Source organism: Alicyclobacillus suci, assembly GCF_017329615.1.
Classification (GTDB): Bacteria; Bacillota; Bacilli; order Alicyclobacillales; family Alicyclobacillaceae; genus Alicyclobacillus; species Alicyclobacillus suci.
Map to the genome: position 1 here is coordinate 1 of NZ_JAFMTW010000013.1, position 15,849 is coordinate 15,849.

Here is a 15,849-nt window from a genome sequence, read left to right on the forward strand (position 1 = left end):
TGACCGACCGATATCCACTATATGTAAGGCGCTTTAGCTGTACTGCGATGCTGATTCTTTTTTCACTTCAACCAAAAACGCCATTCTGCAAAACGCTCATTTAAACGACGCTATCCCCCAAATACGCCGCTTGGTTGAAAAAGGTGCTAAAATTTTGCCCCTTTTAAACGGCATACAACACATGGATACCCTGCTGTCTGAGTTTGGAAAAGCAGCCGTATTGGGTGGCGTATGCTATATCGAAGCAACACTGGATGCACAGGGGGCCATTATTCATACGAGCCCCATGCATGATATCGTCTTCGGGACGCTCCAAGCGACCAATCAACCCCTCGTCAATGAACTCGAACGTGCGTTTCGACAAAGCGGTGTGAATGTACAACAAAGTCCGTCTATTATGGAAGAAGTGTGGAAGAAATTCATTTTTCTCACTGCCTTTAGTGGCATCACCGCCGCGACCCGAAAACCCATCGGCGAGATTCTCAGTGATACGATATCGAAAGATTTCCTTCACGATATGATTGCTGAAATTGTCTCTGTGGCGCAAGCAAAACAAGGAACACGACTACCGAATGCCAGAGAAGAAGTCATGCGCAAACTCGAAGCCGTATCACCGGCGATGACTTCTTCGCTTCACCGCGACTTGGAGAAAGGACTGCCGTTAGAGATTGACAGTTTACAAGGATCAGTGCTCGAGATGGCGAAGACATACGCAATACCGGTGCCATGCATCCGTGCCATTTACGCGGTGTTACACCCTTACGTCGAGGGGGAGCGAGCTTGATTGGCCAAGAGATTATGCTCCAACCGATTTTTGAAACTCCACCGGACCATCTCGTCCATTTATATGTGGAGAATCGGACTTTCCTAGAACCCTACGAACCAAAGCGGCCAGATATCTACTTCACCCGCGCAGGTCAAATCGAACTGCTCAACAATGCGCGCCGGTTGTGGGAGGAAGATAGCGCCTATACATTTGCCATTTGTGCGCATCCAGGGGAGCATGCGCCACCTATCCCCATCGGGCGCATCAGTCTCTCAAACGTCGTACGTGGCTCATGGCATAGCTGCACAGTGGGCTACTTTGTCTCACAACACGCGAACAACCGGGGTATCGCGACACAGGCGCTCACGCAAGCCGTTCACTTTGCCTTTCAGGATGCTAAGCTCCACCGCGTCCAGGCCGCCATCATGCCACGCAATATCGCCTCATTGCGCGTAGTGGAAAAAATTGGATTTCGATACGAAGGATTGGCGAAATACTATTTGAACATCAACGGCGTCTGGGAAGACCATCGGATTTACAGCGTCACACCCGAGTTGTGGACAGGGCGTTAGGCACGCTTGAAACAATTTTGGCCCCATGTCCGTCTATTTAAGTAAGACGCACAAACCCGAATGGCCCCGTCACCGTCGACATCGGTGTCGGGGATTTTTTTGTCGTCATCTCCAAGCAAACATCCGAAATAGATGGAATCGATAGACAGTCCGTCCGCAAGCATCTATGATTTGCCCAGAAGGTCGAATCAAGACGGACTGTGAATGGGAGTGAAGACCGTGGAACTCTTACTGGATGCCAAGGCGGTGGTCGGGGAAGGCCCCGTTTGGGATGCCGCAAAAAAATGTCTCTACTGGGTGGATATTGTACGACACCACGTACATGTCTATGACCCCTTAAGCGGGCAGGATGAGATCATCGATGTCGGTGACTACGTAGGGGCCGTCGTGCCCCGCAAACGCGGCGGGCTAGTCGCGGTACTGAGTGATGGATTTTACCATTTGGATTTGAGCACCAAACAGCTCACACGACTCGCCGCCGTCGAGGCAGAGATTCCAGACAATCGCTTCAATGACGGGAAATGTGACGCCGCTGGGCGCTTTTTCGCCGGGACCCTGCCATTCAGCGAAGACCGCCCCACCGGTGCGCTCTACTGCCTGGAACCCGACTTGCGCGTGCGCAAAGTACTGGATGGCCTGACGATTGCCAACGGCCTCGGCTGGAGCCCTGACAACACCCGGATGTATTTCATCGACACGCCCACGCGCGAAGTCGTCATGTTCGATTACGATCTCACCACCGGATCACTCAGCAACCGCCGCACCGCCGTCCGCATTGAAGACGGTTTCCCCGATGGGATGACCGTCGACGCACAAGGGATGATCTGGGTGGCGCACTGGGAAGGCTGGAAAGTTTCCCGCTGGAATCCGTTCACCGGCGAACGTTTGATGGAGCTTGCCCTGCCTGTCTCCTGCGTCACTGCGTGCACGTTTGGCGGATCGAATCTCGACGAGTTGTACATCACGTCCGCCAGCCGCGATATTGGGGCGGATAGGCAAGCGGCACAACCGCACGCCGGCGGCGTATTTCGCGCACATATCGGCATTCGCGGCCAGATAGCGCACGCCTTTTCGGGCTAAGGTAGGCCTTCAGCGAAACGGTTTGGCCAGCGCTTCCAATTTTTCCTTCGCCAAAATAACGCGCTCCACCGTCTGACTCGCTGCCACATAGTCGTCCGTAAAATCGGCGGGTTCCGTGGTGTCCGGGGTAAAGAGGTGAATGACGGATGACATGTCGTGAAACCAATCCCCCGCCTCCACTGGCGCATGCGATACATCCGGCCACACGGCTGCAAGGTGTGGGCTATAAATCCTCGCCGCGCCTGGGCGCTCGATGAAGCACGGCTGATAGCTTGCATCCAACAAGTTGTCCCGCTGCGTAGGCGTGAAGACATTTGGCCAGTAATCCGCACGAGACCCGGTGTGCTTTATGGCGGTCGCAAACGCCACAATCGCCTGGCATAGCGCAGGCTTATGAAACAATATGCGATACAGTTTCTTGCCCGTCGCAATTCTCGCGTCAAGCGAAGCAAACTGTGCTACACCGGTACCTGCGAGGCGGATGGCGCCGGTCTCCTCTTCGCGGTACGGAAAGACCACTTGATTGAGCCCAAGCATGGATTGCGTCTGAAATTCCGGCGTAAACAAGACCTTCTCCGCATATTTGGCATTCTGCACGACGCGCGCCTCGATGAAGTTCTGTTCGTTGATGATGAGCGCGTGCGTCAATAATGAGGAATCATGGGTTTGCATAAACCAATCCCAAACGGGCGGCATAAATCGGGACACGCCGAGCGCGGGTAGTAAATGACACAAATTGCGCCCCGATGTGACCGCCTCCGCGTACAAGAGCAGTTGCGGATATGCGTCGCCGAAAATCAGCCAATTCGCTCGCTCCAGAAACTCAAAAAAACGAGTTTGCTCGACCTTCTCCGCAATACGCGCGAACCACTCGCCTTTGACGTCAGACATGCTCCAGCCGCCATTGCGCGAGACCATATGCGCCAATAGCGCCCAGTGGACCTCTGGCCTGTCGCGATAAAATGCCAAGTATGCCTCTGTGCGCGTCAGGTTGTTGCAATTGTGTTCGCGCGTCTTCGCTCGAATCCGCTCGACAATCGCTTTCTCGTCAATCGAAAGCTCGGGTGTCGCGTCAGAGCCAACCGCCTGATTCAATCGTGAGACGAGTTCTGCAACCTGCCTCCTATCACGCCCGTACACCATCTTCCATCTCAAGCGAGCGCGATTCACGATGCCATCGAACATCTGCATCTTCCTTCTGCCATGCCGCATACCGCCATTACACAGAACATACGGCAGCAATTTGCGACGAACCGATTCAGTGTTGCCGGAACCTGTCGACGTACATACACAACGCGAAAAGTGGCCACAGCTGCGGATAACTATGATAACGGATATACGCCTGCCAAGCGACTACCGCACCTGTTGGATAGGATTCCACAAAGCCCCCTTGGCTTTGCACCGCATTCGAGCGTTACCGGCTTTGAGCGCCAAGACGCTCAAAACTGTGGCCAAATGGTAACTCGCGCGCGTTCTCCAAAGCACGACGTCGATGTGCCGTGATGATATGCGGTGTGGACAGCGTTTATCTCGTCGGAAAATCCCATCCCGAAGCGGCGGTTTGCATCGCTTGCGCTGCGGCCTGAAGATTCCCCCCCACCACAGTGCCGGTCAAGGCATAGGCCAAATTCATATCGCTACGCCCAGGATACGGTCGCAAAACAATCAACCAGTACCTGTAAGTCAACTGCCCAGACGCCTGTGCGGCAGGTGGTGTCTGCTCCGCCAATGCAAACCACACCGGTTCCCCATGGACATGTAGCGTCTTGTGCCATTTCACTTCCGAGTGATTGCCAATGGCCTCTTCATAGGTTCCACGGGCCACGCCCAACACTTGCACCTGCAGCAACAAGTTTTCCCACTTGTGCGCGGACATCTCATCGTCGATGAACGTACCATCCGGCAACGTCGCTGTCGCATGAAGGCTCACAGCGACACCGCCAGCCGCCTGGTTATCGGTACTTCCCAGAATGGCGAACATCTGCACCGCGTTGCCAGCACATGGTTCAGCTTCTACACGGAACGTCCCCGGTGCAGCTGTCCCAAAACACGCCTGTGGCAACGCCCGCGCCAAAGCTGCGCTGTGATACAACTGATACGCCGGTCCATCCCCACTTGTCCCTGTCCGCGCCGGTTGCGCAAGGCTGACGTCTTCCGGCAACCACTTCGCGAACACTTGCCTCGCCTGTGCGACACTCCCTTGCGTCGTCAGTTGGATGGACGTGATGCGCCCATCCTCAGAGGTCACCACCAAGTGTTCCTTTGGAAACGTGTAGGATTTCACCCCGTTGACGGTAACGCCCGGAATCGGTTTGCCCGCGTGCTGCTCAAGCGCCTGCAATGTCCCGCCGAGCCCAGCCGGCGGCAAGCCCTGCGCCACTGGCGAATTAAGTGCGTTCGTCTGGTTCCCGGGCACAGGTTGCACCGAACCAACCGCCGGTCCATTCGCTGCACGCGACATCGTACCCGACGTTTGCAGAACGCCGTGGCGGGCAGGCCCAACCGAAGGCTGTGTGCCGCGAGCAAGTACGGCCCAGCTCGATCCCGCCACCAGGACCACCCCCGCGACCACCGCCAGCGCACTGCGCTTGCCATTCCACCTCGACCGACGTGGCAACGACTGTTGGGGCAGCTGTTCGACTATCTGCAGCACTTTTTGCTTGAGCCGCTCGCTGAATCCGTCTCCTGGTATCTCGTCAAGTCCACGCTTTACCTGGTCTTCCAGATTCATCTCCGTCGCCCCCCTTCCCCAAGCATCCGCTGCAACTTTTGCACTGCCCGATGATATTTCACGCGCGCTGCCGTCTCCGAAATGCCGAGCACCTGCCCGACTTCCTTAAACGTCATATCCTCCTTGGTATGTAACAAAACCACTTCCCGCGCATCTGGTTTCAATTGAAATAGCGCAGCCCACACGGCATTGCGCTGCTCCGACGCAATCACGCGTTCCTCTACAGAATCATCGGACACGTCGTCCATTCGAGCGTGAAACGTGACGCGGCGAACAAAGGCTGAACGAAAATAATCAATACATTTATGTTTTGCGATGGTGAACAACCACGTCTTCATGCTCGATGTCTCGCGAAATTGGCTCAAATGTTGATATGCCTGGATGAAAACCTCCTGCGACAAATCGTCAGCGACAGCTGTGTTCCTCGTCATGGAGTACACATAGCGCCAAATTCCTTGCCCGTATTCGTCCATTATCCTAAGTAGCAGATCTTGATACTCCCCCAATGGCTGTCACCAATCTTTCCCGGAACCTAGAGCCTTGCACTGCTTAGACGATACTACGAACCATTTCGTTACAAATTGGAAATTTAACCCTAATATTGTTTGGTATCTAAAATGTTTTTCTTGACGTTTTTTTATTTACGCTGTATAAAGATAAAGCGATTAAAATATTATAGATAAAAATAATTATGAGTCGAAAATATAAAGGAGGGAATCAGAATGCTTCCGGACAGCTTCGATTTACTCACAGAGCGCTTCGAAAAATCTCTGCGCGAATTGATGCAAAACCTCGGCCCACAATTAATCAATCGCGCACAGTTAGGATTGACCCCTGGTCAATTCGTGATGTTGTATGTCATTCACCAAGAAGGCCAATGCAGTGTGTCAAAATTGGCCGAGAAGATGGAGGTAGCCCCCAGCGGGATCACGGCTATGGTGGATCGAATGGAGAAATCAGGACTCGTTCATCGAATACGGGACACTTTAGACCGTCGCGTAGTGAACATCGCACTTACTGTTGCCGGTCAAGAGAAACTCAATCAGGTTTTACATGTACGACAGCAAATCGTGCAACACTGTCTACGACAGTTGGACCCAGACGATTTTGCGGCGTTTGTCTGCACATTGGAGTCGTTATCCTCGATTGCGAACGCAACGAACATCGGGGAATTTGCAGGTTCACTCGTTAAGGGTTCACTCGTTAAGGAGAGGTAAAAATGGCTCAAGGTACCGTACAAACAACCAACCAAATCACAGGCCAAAAGAAGTGGTGGGCACTTGCGACTGTCCTTCTAACCATGTTTTTCTCGTCCATGGATTCTACAGTCGTGTCAACGGCCATGCCAACTATCATTGGCGACTTAAAGGGGCTTAGTTTATATGCGTGGGTTACTGCTGCCTATATGATGGGCTCAGCAGTAACAATACCAATTTACGGAAAGCTATCCGATGTGTTTGGACGTAAACCGTTCTATTTATTGGGACTGATTCTGTTCGGGGTCGGTTCAGCCATCTCCGGGCAAGCCCATACGATGATGGAACTCGTTATCGCACGTGGTTTTCAAGGCATTGGGGCAGGCGCCATGCAAAGTATGCCGCGGGCGACCATTGGCGACATCTTCGATCCCAAAGAGCGCAGCCGCTGGATGGGCGTCATGATGGCCACCTTTGGTATCTCGAGCATCATCGGACCCGCGCTTGGCGGATGGATCACCGATTCGTTCTCGTGGCGCTGGGTATTTTACATTAACCTACCGTTTGCAGCGCTCGCCATCATTGGAGTCATGGTGACCTTGCCGAAAGTTCGGGCCGCAGATAGGGTGCAAGTGGACTGGTTCGGATCCTTCATCATGATTATTGGCCTACTACCCATTTTGCTGGGATTTACCTGGGCAGGTACCAAGTACGCGTGGGGTTCCCCGATTGAACTCACGCTGTTCATCGGTGGCGCAATTGTCCTTGCCCTGTTCGTTTTATGGGAGCGGAAAGCGGCTGATCCGGTGCTCTCCCCCAAATTATTCAAAAACCGAGTCTTCAGCACGTCACTGATACTGGGCATACTGGTGGCAATGACCATGTACGGAAGCCTGATGTTTTTGCCCATTTATGTGCAGGGTGTCATTGGGCTGAGTGCGCAAAACAGCGGTTGGGTCATGTCTCCGATGATGATTGGATTTATTGTCGGCAGTATGGTATCCGGGCAAATTATGTCGCGAACGGGACGATATAAAATACTCGCCGTATTCAGCGGCGCCATCCTCGTCGTTGGATCATTCTTGCTAAACCAAATGGACGTGCACACAACCTGGCCAACCGTTGTCCTCAATATGGTTGTTTTGGGGCTTGGTATTGGTTCACTGATGCCGCTCATGAACATGGCGGTACAAAATGCGTTCCCATACAAAATGATGGGGACTGTGAACTCAACGCAACAGTTCGTGCAATCGCTCGGTGGCGTTGTGGCGCTACCGATTTTCGGGTCGATTCTCGACAAGGAATTCACCAATAAATTAAACGCGACGATGCCACCTTCGCTGGGATCATTCAAAAATCAATTGAGCTCCATGAACCCGCAAACCCTGTTGACACCGCAAGCGCAACAGGCGTTGGCCAAGTCGTTTTCGAAATTTGGCACGGCTGGACACCAGATGTACCTGCAATTGATGGACGCAGTGAAAACATCTCTGACGTTTGGCATTCAACACTTGTTTGAAGTCGGATTGGTGTTCGCCGTCCTTGGCTTTATCGGCACGTTCTTTTTACCGGAAATCAAACTCAAAGGTAAAGAGTACTTCGATACGACAAACAACGAAGAACCCCCCAATGAAGGGGCAGAGCACCCACGTGAAACCGGGTCAGACAAGGGATTTATCCAACAGACACCCGCGCCCAGCACAGTGTCGACCCAGTCTTTTCAATCGAACAGCAATGCAGACGAAGATTTTCGCCGCGCACTCCGCGAGTTCCAAATGACATCGCAAACAACGCAAGATGCGTATTTAGACGACACCAACTACCGAAAAGCGCTTCGTAGTTTTTCAAAAAGCATAAAGGCTCAAAACCACAAGGAACCAAAGGAACCGCTCGGAGACGTTGGATATCGCGAGACGTTGATAAATTTTAAACAGAAATCCAAACGCAAAGAACACTGAAACGAGGGATTCCCCAAATGAAAATATATATTGTGTACGATAGCGAAGGCGGACACACAGAACAGGTCGCAAACGCAATCTGGAAAGGCGCCCGCAGCATCAAGGATGCAGAAGTCTTTATCAACCACGTGGAGAAGACGAATGTCCACGACATTGCCGATGCAGATGCAATCATTTGGGGGTGCCCAGGGCACTTCGGTACAATCAGTGCCGGGTTAAAAACGTGGATCGACAAATTGGGGCATATCTGGTCCAGAGGGGAACTCGTCGGAAAAGTTGGCGCTGTGTTCTGTACCACAGCAACCATCCATGGTGGAATCGAAGCGACCATGCTCAATCTAATCACGCCAATGTTACACCAAGGTATGGTTGTCGTTGGGTTACCGGCCAATATTCCGGAAAACGCCTTATACGGGAGTTATTACGGACTTGGCGTCACATCTCCAATCGAAGAGGTAGAGGATCCGCTCACGCAATCCCTGTATGACAAAGGCCTTGAACTTGGCGAGGAATTTGGTAAACACGTCGCCAGCATTTCACATGCACTAAAAATCGGTAAAGCACAGCAATTGGAACATGGATTGTTGCCGGAGCAACAGCTGTAACAAAAGCCGTGCTTGCGAACGAATAACGAAAACCCTGAAGCCATGGACATAGCGGGCTCCGTTGGGGCCCGCTACACTGGTATTCCTCCGCAGCCGGATCTGTCATTCCATCATCGTAATGTGAGTCCCTTCCCGCGCTTTGCTGTACTGTTTATCGTTAAAGAAGAAGGTCAAAACCAAACTGATTGCGGTCAATATCGTTCCCACCATGAACGTGTCATTAATAGCAGCCACAAAACTGTTTTGGTCGATGATTCCAAGAACGGTTTCCAACGCGGAGACATGTGCCTGTGCTGCACTCATCCCGTGTTGCATCAGGTTTGACTCCAATCCATTTAGCTCTAAGCCCTTCGGAGAACCGGGATTGTATTGACTTGCCATTTCGCTCTCGTGAATGAGTGTGCGATGCGCCTCGTAATACGTAAAAATCGCGGTTCCTAAAGACGATGCGACTTGGCGAATGGTATTGCTTAACCCCGATGCTTGACTGATTAGGTCATTCGGCAATCTGTTCATCCCCGCCGCCATGACCGGCATAAGCGCCAACGACACGCCGATGGTTCTAAAAATATAAAGTATCTGAAGGTGACTAGAGGGCGTGTTGACATCCAGAAAAGCGAAGCCGTAAGTCGTGATGAGCGTCATGGTTAAGCCAACAACTGCAAGCAATCTGGCCCCTACACGGTTTAACAACAATCCTCCTGCTACCATAAACACAGCAGATATGAGTGCTGCTGGCGTCATGAAAATCCCGGTTTTTTCCGGCGTATACTCCAATATGTTCTCAAAGTACAAAGGAAGCAAAAACAGACTGACAAACATAGTGAGTTGGACAAGCGATGTAATTACAACGCTCATGGACAACAGATAATCCTTGAGAACACGAAACTCGATTAACGGTTTATCCACCTTCAACTCAACGGCGACCAAAATAATGAGTAACAGAGACCCCGCTATCAAATACGGATATACCGAGGTCGAACGCCACCCATTTGATGAGACATTTGTAAAACCGTACAGAAGACTAAACAGTCCAATCGATGACAAAGCCAGACCCCAAGCGTCTAATTTGGATGCCGATTTATCATTAAAATCGTGCAACACAAAAATGGACAGGAATGCACCCACAACGCCGAGTGGGAGATTCATATAAAAAATCAGTCTCCAGCTGGCGTATTGGACAAAATAGCCGCTTAGCAATGGGCCAAATGCTGGCGCGAGCATGACTGCGAGACCAAAAATACCCATGACGCCCCCGCGTTTTTCAGGTGGGAAAATTTTATAGAGCAATGTATTGGCCAGTGGCATTAAGAAGCCACCCCCAAGTGCTTGGATAATGCGAAACAAGATCATACTTGGGAGATTCCAGGCCATTCCACATAAGGTGGAACCAATTGTGAAGAAGATCAAGGAGTACGTGAATAGCTGTTTCGAGCCAAATTTGTCTGATAACCAACTGGTCATCGGGATGGTGATCCCACTCACCAACATATACGCGGTAATCACCCATTGAATCTGGTTCGTATTGGAGTTCAGCGCAGTCTCCATTTTTGGAATCGCGACATTGACAATACTATTGTCAAGCACCGCCATGAAAGTTCCGATAATGAGGATAGCGAGCTGCAGGTAAGGAAATTTTATCTCCTCGAAAGCGTCTTCTTTTCCCAAAATCGTCGTCCTCCACCTTCTTATCAAAACTTACACTTGTCGTTCCCGCTTCCACGACTGAATGTGCCGAACCGATGCGCAAGTCTTGCGGTACTCTTCTGTTTTGTGCTATCAGAGGTTTTTACACGCCGTACACGCAGTGCCTACTATACATACTGTCTATTTACTTATACGAAGGGCACCAAAATTACAAGCAACAAATCTGTCGGAAGTGTAAATTAATTGGCATTTCTTTCCTTTTGTGGTTTAAATGCGTTGGTGGCTTGGGGAGGCCGGGTGTCTTATTAAAGTGAGCGTAAAGTAGCGCACACCTATTCCGTCAATAAAAGAGATATCTTGCCCTTTTTCTTTTCTAGATTAAGTTCGACCTCAAAACCAAATTTCTCATAGAAGCGTATTAATCGGTCAACATGATCCCAATCCTTTTGTTCGATTTCCCCGTATATTCTCTTATATTTTCTCGCACGTGCAAGAGCTATTAAATGTTTCATAGCAAGAGACCCATAACCTTCGTTTTCGTGTCTATTACTCCAAATATCCTCAATATAAATTTCGTTCGAGTCAAGTCTCCATTGGAATAATGAATCGTGCATAGCGCTTGACTAGGATATCTACGTACCAAGTGAATTGAGCCGTGTTCATCATAGATAACGACCTCGCGTTCCACATCTATACCCAATACTTGATAGCCATAGCTTGCTCGCCAATTTTGCTCATGGCTTCCTGCAACTGCTTCTCCAACTCCTGCTCCCGGGTAGAAGGACCTGACTGAAGCCCTGCTCATCCACCAGCCAGAAATGCGTCACGCCACTTGTAATACAGACTTTGGGCCACACCATGCTGTCGGCAAACCTCGCTGATATTCGCCCCGGGAACCATCCCTTCCAACACAATGTTCATTTTCTCGTCCACAGTCCACTTACGTCCTGGCATGAGTCAAACACCTCACTACGTCTATTTTACCTCACGTCATCTGTCTGGGTTGACTCTGGGGCCAGTATAACATGTACCTCACTCTCCTCAGTTTCATTTGAGGAGATTATCCCACCCAGAGTGTAGCCTTCTTAGGTGTGCTACGTTTTACGCTTACTTATTAAAGACACATTGCTTTCTGACCGGTCCAATAGAGCAGAAAAAGTACCTTATTTGCGTGCAACCCCTCGGATTCCTGCACCCAACGCCGCCCCACCGCCACTGCACGCGAAAAAGGGCCACCCGACAAGCGAGCGGCCCTCGCCCGGAGAATCGCCAGCGGCGGCCTTCTCCAGGCGTGCAACGAATCACTTCATGATTTGGTTGAGGCGAATTAGTAGCCTGCACCTGCACCGTATGCAGGGACCAACAGGAAGAATAGAACGAAGATGATCAAGAATACGACTGCCCATTGTGTGTAACCGCCAAATGTTCCGTACATGTCATTACCTCCCTAAGCCTCAGGATGGTTTAGCGTACGTAGAATCCATCATGGCGGTCAAGGCATTCGCCCGCGAACAACTGTTTTTCAGCGCTTGCCCACGCGTTGTCCATCCCTGCCTGCCCTCACTGCCTTACTTCCCCCACAACCCGAAAAGCCACACTAGCTACCAAATCGTGGCGCAGAGTGTCAGCGTTTGAACGAAGCGGCTCCGTCGTCCACGAAGTAGGCGTGACCATTGAGGAACGACGCCTCGTCGCTCGCGAGAAACGCCACGACGTTGGCGACTTGCTCCGCGGTTCCCAGCTTGCGGCGCATGTGCGCCTTCTGGATGGTGTTCCACACGCGCTCATCTTCGCGCCACGCGTCGATGAGTCCAGTGTCAATCATGCCCGGTGCAATCGCGACAACGCGAATATTATAGCGGCCAAGTTCAAGGGCGCTGGCCTTGGTCATCCCGACGACGGCGGCTTTGCTCGCGTGGTAGGGGAGCTGGTTTTTATCCGCGATATACGCATAAATGGAGGCGGTGTTGATAATCACTCCGCCCCGCTCCTTCATGGCGGCCGCGGCGGCCTTGATACCATAGAAGACGCCGTCCTGGTTGATAGAAATCATCCGCTTGTAGACGTCTATCGGGAGGTCGATAACATTTTGCAATCCGTCACCGAATATCCCCGCATTGTTAAACATGATGTCCAACTGCCCGTACGTATCGACCGCGTAGCGCACGAGCGCCTCAACCTGTTCGTACACCGATACATCAACCGGATGGAAGGTCGCCTCATAGCCAGCCTCGCGGATTTCTGCGGCGACGGCTTCGCCAGCGGTGGCGTCGAGATCGGCGACGATGACACGGGCCCCCTGACTGGCCAACAGCCGCGCACTGGCTTGACCAATACCGCCTGCGCCACCCGTCACGATGGCTACTTGTCCTTGAAAACGCATGGAATCTTATCTCCCCTGTTCATATGCTTCAATCGTCTGCCGCCACAATTCGGGTACCGGTTGCGGTTGCCCGTCCTCGTTCACGTAGACGTAAATGTGCTCTGCTTCAAACAACACCTCATCTTCTCGCGTGATGAGAAACGACACGGTCATACTGCTGGTTCCGATGCGGTGCGTGCGCACCCAGATCTGTAGCACATCATCAAATTTGGCAGGTTGGCGAAACTGAAGTGTCGATTTCGCCAACACGGTTCTCGGCATCCCGCTGGACAGTTGCAGTTCTCGGCGCAAGTACTCCGCAAACGCGATATCCAAGTAGGAGAGATAATGGGCATTAAAGACGATGCCTTGCCCATCGACCTCGGAAAACCGGACGCGCAATTCGTGATGAAAGCGATAATTGTCCACTTCAAGACCCCTTATCTATAGATTACAAAAAATTACAAACCGATTCGTCACAGACCTTACGGCACCAAGAGCGTAATCCCGCCGTCCAGCCGGATGGTCTGGCCACGAATCATCTCCGCCTCGGGTGAGCAGAGGAACAAGGCGAGATTGGCGATGTCATCCGGGGTCACCATGCGGTGGTACGGCATTTTCTGTTCGACCGCCGCAAGCGTGTCGTCCATCTCTGGAAAGTGATCTAAAGCATCCGTCAGCACCGCGCCAGCGGAGATGGCATTAACATTTACTTTCTTCTCGGCAAGCTCAATGGCAAAATAGCGCACGAGTGACTCAAGTGCCGCTTTGCTCGGGCCGACCGTCGTATAATACGGAAACACCCGATCTGACCCAAACGACGACAAAGCCAGCATCGCGCCGCCCGTTTCAGGCATCAACTTGGCCGCTTGCTGCGCGCCAACCAGAAAAGCCCGCGTATTGACGTTCAGCGTCCAATCCCAGCCTTTGACGTCGACGTCCATCGCGGCGCGATTGCGACCAGACGCCGCATTGTGAACAAACACGTCGAGGCGTCCAAACGCTTCGCGAATCTGATCAAACATCGCGATGATTTTCTCTTCCTGCGCCATATTGGCCCGCGCGAGCAACGCTTTTTGGCCTAGCGCCTCCACTTCGCGCGCGACCTCACGCGCTGCGTCACCATTGCGAAAATAATTGATAACCACGTCCGCGCCTTCCGCCGCGAAGCGCAACGCCAATGTGCGCCCAATGCCACGTGAACTGCCTGTGACACAGACGACTTTTCCTGTATAACGTTTCACGAGGGGTTGTCCCACCGATGTTCCTCCTCAATCGAAGTCCATGTTGAAGTCCGTATTTCGAATCAATCAGGTTCGTGCTTCAAATTTAGTTTATAGGAATGCGATTGAAATACAACTGTCCACATCCGGTGCATAATAGTAAATAGAGCGGGTTTTGCAAGTTTTTCACGTATCGCGGCAGTGGCGAGGATTTGTTATCATATAGAGGATGGGTATGTCGTGCGACAAACCAACCTGTCATACGTATGTGATAGGTGACTGAAGCATATATTTGCGCTGACATAGATTTGAGAGGAGAAAACGCATGACGGATCGCGTTCGCATCGTCGTCACCGGACTCGGTGCAGTTTCACCGTTCGGTGTCGGGGTGCCTTTATTTTGGAATGGAATTATATCAGGACAATCTGCCGTCCGCGAGACGCCAGATGAACACCTGCGGCAGTGGGCGCCAGCTACGGCCTACGCTCGGGATTTCGACGCCACACAATACCTAGATAAAAAACAGGTTCAAAATACAGATAGATTTACGCAAATGGGCATGGTCGCCGCGATGGAAGCCCTTCGGGACGCCGGCTGGGAGAACGCGACCGAGATCTTCGACCAATACCCTGCTGACCGAGTCGGCATTTCCATTGGTTGCGCATTTGGCGGCGTACAGACGCTGGAAGATGGTGCGGCCCGCCTATCGACAGGCCGTTCGAGCCGTGTTGGTCCGCGCTTGGTTCCTAAGTCCATCCCCAATGCGGCGGGTGCGGCCATCGCCATGCAATACGGCATCCGCGGACCCGTCATGACGTATTCCACCGCCTGCGCCTCGTCGGCGAACTCGATTGGCGAAGCCTCCTATTGGTTGCGACTCGGCGAAGCCGACATGGTTCTGGCTGGCGGTGCCGAGTGCCTATTCAGCCCCGCCATCCTCGCGGGCTTGCGAGCAGCTGGCGCGCTCGCGACAGAAGGCCCGGACGATTTTGGAAAGTGGTCGCGCCCATTTGACAAAGCACGCAACGGGATGATTATGGGCGAAGGTGCGGCGATGCTCGTGCTGGAAACGCTCCATCACGCCCGCGCCCGCGGCGCCCACATCTACGCGGAACTCGTTGGCTATGGGACGTCGAATGACGCGTATCATGAAACGTCGCCGGATCCGAAAGGAGGCGGCGCCAAGTTGGCGATGGAGCGCGCCATTAAAAGTGCCGCGCTCACACCGGATGCGATTGATTATATCAATGCCCACGCCACAGCCACACCAGCTGGTGACCTCGCCGAATCCGCCGCACTGCGCGAGATGTTTGGCGAGCATTTAGATCAGATTCCGGTGAGCTCCATCAAAGGCGCGGTTGGGCACATGCTTGGAACTGCGGGTGCAATTGAAAGTATCGCCTGTATCAAGGCCTTGGAGACGAGCACCTTGCCGCCAACGCTCAACTGTGACGACAAGGAAGAACAGGCGCCAAAAGATGTCGTAGCCAACCACAGCCGCCAACAGCACATCTCGTACGCGTTGAGCAGCTCGTTCGGCTTTGGCGGTCAAAACGGCGTACTGATTTGGAAGAACGCAAAACTCATCTAAGTCGCGCCCCAACCGCACAGAGACTGGGTGTTGACGGTGCTGCCTTCGGTGAGCGACGACGCCCCACCGAAGGCAGTCGGCGGGTGATAAAAAGGCCTGTCCCCTCGAACGGGACAGG

16 protein-coding genes are annotated in these 15,849 nt (G+C 52.4%); 7 read left to right on the forward strand and 9 right to left on the reverse strand.

The genetic code is table 11. From position 1 onward, the window contains the following. Positions 1-85 precede the first annotated feature (85 nt). The 3 genes from J3482_RS08635 to J3482_RS08645 all read left to right on the forward strand — a co-directional run bounded on the left by J3482_RS08635 (position 86) and on the right by J3482_RS08645 (position 2,418). Positions 86-784, forward strand: coding sequence for a 2-dehydropantoate 2-reductase (locus tag J3482_RS08635; protein WP_268884485.1), 699 nt, complete (start codon positions 86-88; stop codon positions 782-784). After that, positions 781-1,338: a GNAT family N-acetyltransferase gene (locus tag J3482_RS08640; RefSeq protein ID WP_206918335.1), complete on the forward strand. Its 558-nt coding sequence runs from the start codon at positions 781-783 to the stop codon at positions 1,336-1,338. The genes J3482_RS08635 and J3482_RS08640 overlap by 4 nt, the downstream gene beginning before the upstream one ends. A gap of 204 nt (positions 1,339-1,542) precedes the next feature. Continuing rightward, on the forward strand, positions 1,543-2,418 hold the full coding sequence (locus J3482_RS08645; protein WP_146822974.1) for an SMP-30/gluconolactonase/LRE family protein: 876 nt from the start codon (positions 1,543-1,545) through the stop codon (positions 2,416-2,418). A gap of 9 nt (positions 2,419-2,427) precedes the next feature. Here the strand turns inward: J3482_RS08645 and J3482_RS08650 are convergent, their stop codons facing one another. The 3 genes from J3482_RS08650 to J3482_RS08660 all read right to left on the reverse strand — a co-directional run bounded on the left by J3482_RS08650 (position 2,428) and on the right by J3482_RS08660 (position 5,622). Then, complete coding sequence (locus J3482_RS08650) at positions 2,428-3,603, reverse strand: DUF2515 family protein (RefSeq protein WP_206918337.1); 1,176 nt, start codon at positions 3,601-3,603, stop codon at positions 2,428-2,430. 340 nt (positions 3,604-3,943) lie between these two features. Beyond that, on the reverse strand, positions 3,944-5,149 hold the full coding sequence (locus J3482_RS08655; RefSeq protein WP_146822971.1) for a hypothetical protein: 1,206 nt from the start codon (positions 5,147-5,149) through the stop codon (positions 3,944-3,946). Further along, a complete protein-coding gene (locus J3482_RS08660) occupies positions 5,146-5,622 on the reverse strand; it encodes an RNA polymerase sigma factor (RefSeq protein WP_223204145.1) in 477 nt (158 codons plus the stop codon). The genes J3482_RS08655 and J3482_RS08660 overlap by 4 nt, the downstream gene beginning before the upstream one ends. A 249-nt stretch (positions 5,623-5,871) precedes the next feature. Here J3482_RS08660 and J3482_RS08665 point away from each other — a divergent pair, with 249 nt between their 5' ends. Genes J3482_RS08665 through J3482_RS08675 form a run of 3 tightly spaced genes read left to right on the forward strand, consistent with a single transcriptional unit; the run spans position 5,872 to position 8,908 of the window. After that, complete coding sequence (locus J3482_RS08665) at positions 5,872-6,366, forward strand: MarR family winged helix-turn-helix transcriptional regulator (RefSeq protein ID WP_206918339.1); 495 nt, start codon at positions 5,872-5,874, stop codon at positions 6,364-6,366. A gap of 2 nt (positions 6,367-6,368) precedes the next feature. Continuing rightward, positions 6,369-8,303 carry an MDR family MFS transporter gene (locus J3482_RS08670; protein WP_206918341.1) on the forward strand — a complete coding sequence of 645 codons (1,935 nt, stop codon included), beginning with the start codon at positions 6,369-6,371 and terminating at the stop codon, positions 8,301-8,303. Between the two features lie 17 nt (positions 8,304-8,320). Continuing rightward, positions 8,321-8,908 carry an NAD(P)H-dependent oxidoreductase gene (locus tag J3482_RS08675; protein WP_146822963.1) on the forward strand — a complete coding sequence of 196 codons (588 nt, stop codon included), beginning with the start codon at positions 8,321-8,323 and terminating at the stop codon, positions 8,906-8,908. Between the two features lie 102 nt (positions 8,909-9,010). On the opposite strand, the gene J3482_RS08680 is transcribed toward J3482_RS08675, so the two are convergent. The 6 genes from J3482_RS08680 to fabL form a co-directional block, all read right to left on the reverse strand. After that, positions 9,011-10,576: a DHA2 family efflux MFS transporter permease subunit gene (locus J3482_RS08680; RefSeq protein WP_206918347.1), complete on the reverse strand. Its 1,566-nt coding sequence runs from the start codon at positions 10,574-10,576 to the stop codon at positions 9,011-9,013. A 311-nt stretch (positions 10,577-10,887) separates the two neighbouring features. Beyond that, on the reverse strand, positions 10,888-11,169 hold the full coding sequence (locus J3482_RS21800; protein ID WP_206918349.1) for a GNAT family N-acetyltransferase: 282 nt from the start codon (positions 11,167-11,169) through the stop codon (positions 10,888-10,890). Positions 11,170-11,356: 187 nt separating this feature from the next. Then, positions 11,357-11,509 carry a transposase gene (locus tag J3482_RS08690; RefSeq protein ID WP_206918350.1) on the reverse strand — a complete coding sequence of 51 codons (153 nt, stop codon included), beginning with the start codon at positions 11,507-11,509 and terminating at the stop codon, positions 11,357-11,359. A 670-nt stretch (positions 11,510-12,179) separates the two neighbouring features. Then, positions 12,180-12,938 (reverse strand): SDR family NAD(P)-dependent oxidoreductase, encoded by a 759-nt coding sequence (locus J3482_RS08695; RefSeq protein WP_146822957.1) that lies wholly within the window; start codon positions 12,936-12,938, stop codon positions 12,180-12,182. Between the two features lie 6 nt (positions 12,939-12,944). Continuing rightward, positions 12,945-13,346: an acyl-CoA thioesterase gene (locus J3482_RS08700; protein ID WP_021295919.1), complete on the reverse strand. Its 402-nt coding sequence runs from the start codon at positions 13,344-13,346 to the stop codon at positions 12,945-12,947. Positions 13,347-13,402: 56 nt separating this feature from the next. After that, positions 13,403-14,176 (reverse strand): enoyl-[acyl-carrier-protein] reductase FabL, encoded by a 774-nt coding sequence (gene fabL / locus J3482_RS08705; protein ID WP_146822955.1) that lies wholly within the window; start codon positions 14,174-14,176, stop codon positions 13,403-13,405. Between the two features lie 289 nt (positions 14,177-14,465). Between fabL and J3482_RS08710 the strand changes: the two genes are divergently transcribed. Then, entirely contained in the window at positions 14,466-15,731 is a 1,266-nt protein-coding gene (locus tag J3482_RS08710) for a beta-ketoacyl-[acyl-carrier-protein] synthase family protein (RefSeq protein ID WP_146822953.1), read from the forward strand. Positions 15,732-15,849: the final 118 nt, after the last annotated feature.

Bases quoted from the DNA above. Each gene is read 5' to 3' on its own strand.
- J3482_RS08660 (WP_223204145.1), bottom strand. From the start codon at position 5,622: ATGGACGAATACGGGCAAGGAATTTGGCGCTATGTGTACTCCATGACG.
- J3482_RS08670 (WP_206918341.1), top strand. From the start codon at position 6,369: ATGGCTCAAGGTACCGTACAAACAACCAACCAAATCACAGGCCAAAAG.
- J3482_RS08655 (WP_146822971.1), bottom strand. From the start codon at position 5,149: ATGAATCTGGAAGACCAGGTAAAGCGTGGACTTGACGAGATACCAGGA.
- J3482_RS08665 (WP_206918339.1), top strand. From the start codon at position 5,872: ATGCTTCCGGACAGCTTCGATTTACTCACAGAGCGCTTCGAAAAATCT.
- J3482_RS21800 (WP_206918349.1), bottom strand. From the start codon at position 11,169: ATGCACGATTCATTATTCCAATGGAGACTTGACTCGAACGAAATTTAT.
- J3482_RS08650 (WP_206918337.1), bottom strand. From the start codon at position 3,603: ATGTTCGATGGCATCGTGAATCGCGCTCGCTTGAGATGGAAGATGGTG.
- J3482_RS08645 (WP_146822974.1), top strand. From the start codon at position 1,543: ATGGGAGTGAAGACCGTGGAACTCTTACTGGATGCCAAGGCGGTGGTC.
- J3482_RS08710 (WP_146822953.1), top strand. From the start codon at position 14,466: ATGACGGATCGCGTTCGCATCGTCGTCACCGGACTCGGTGCAGTTTCA.
- J3482_RS08690 (WP_206918350.1), bottom strand. From the start codon at position 11,509: ATGCCAGGACGTAAGTGGACTGTGGACGAGAAAATGAACATTGTGTTG.
- J3482_RS08695 (WP_146822957.1), bottom strand. From the start codon at position 12,938: ATGCGTTTTCAAGGACAAGTAGCCATCGTGACGGGTGGCGCAGGCGGT.
- J3482_RS08675 (WP_146822963.1), top strand. From the start codon at position 8,321: ATGAAAATATATATTGTGTACGATAGCGAAGGCGGACACACAGAACAG.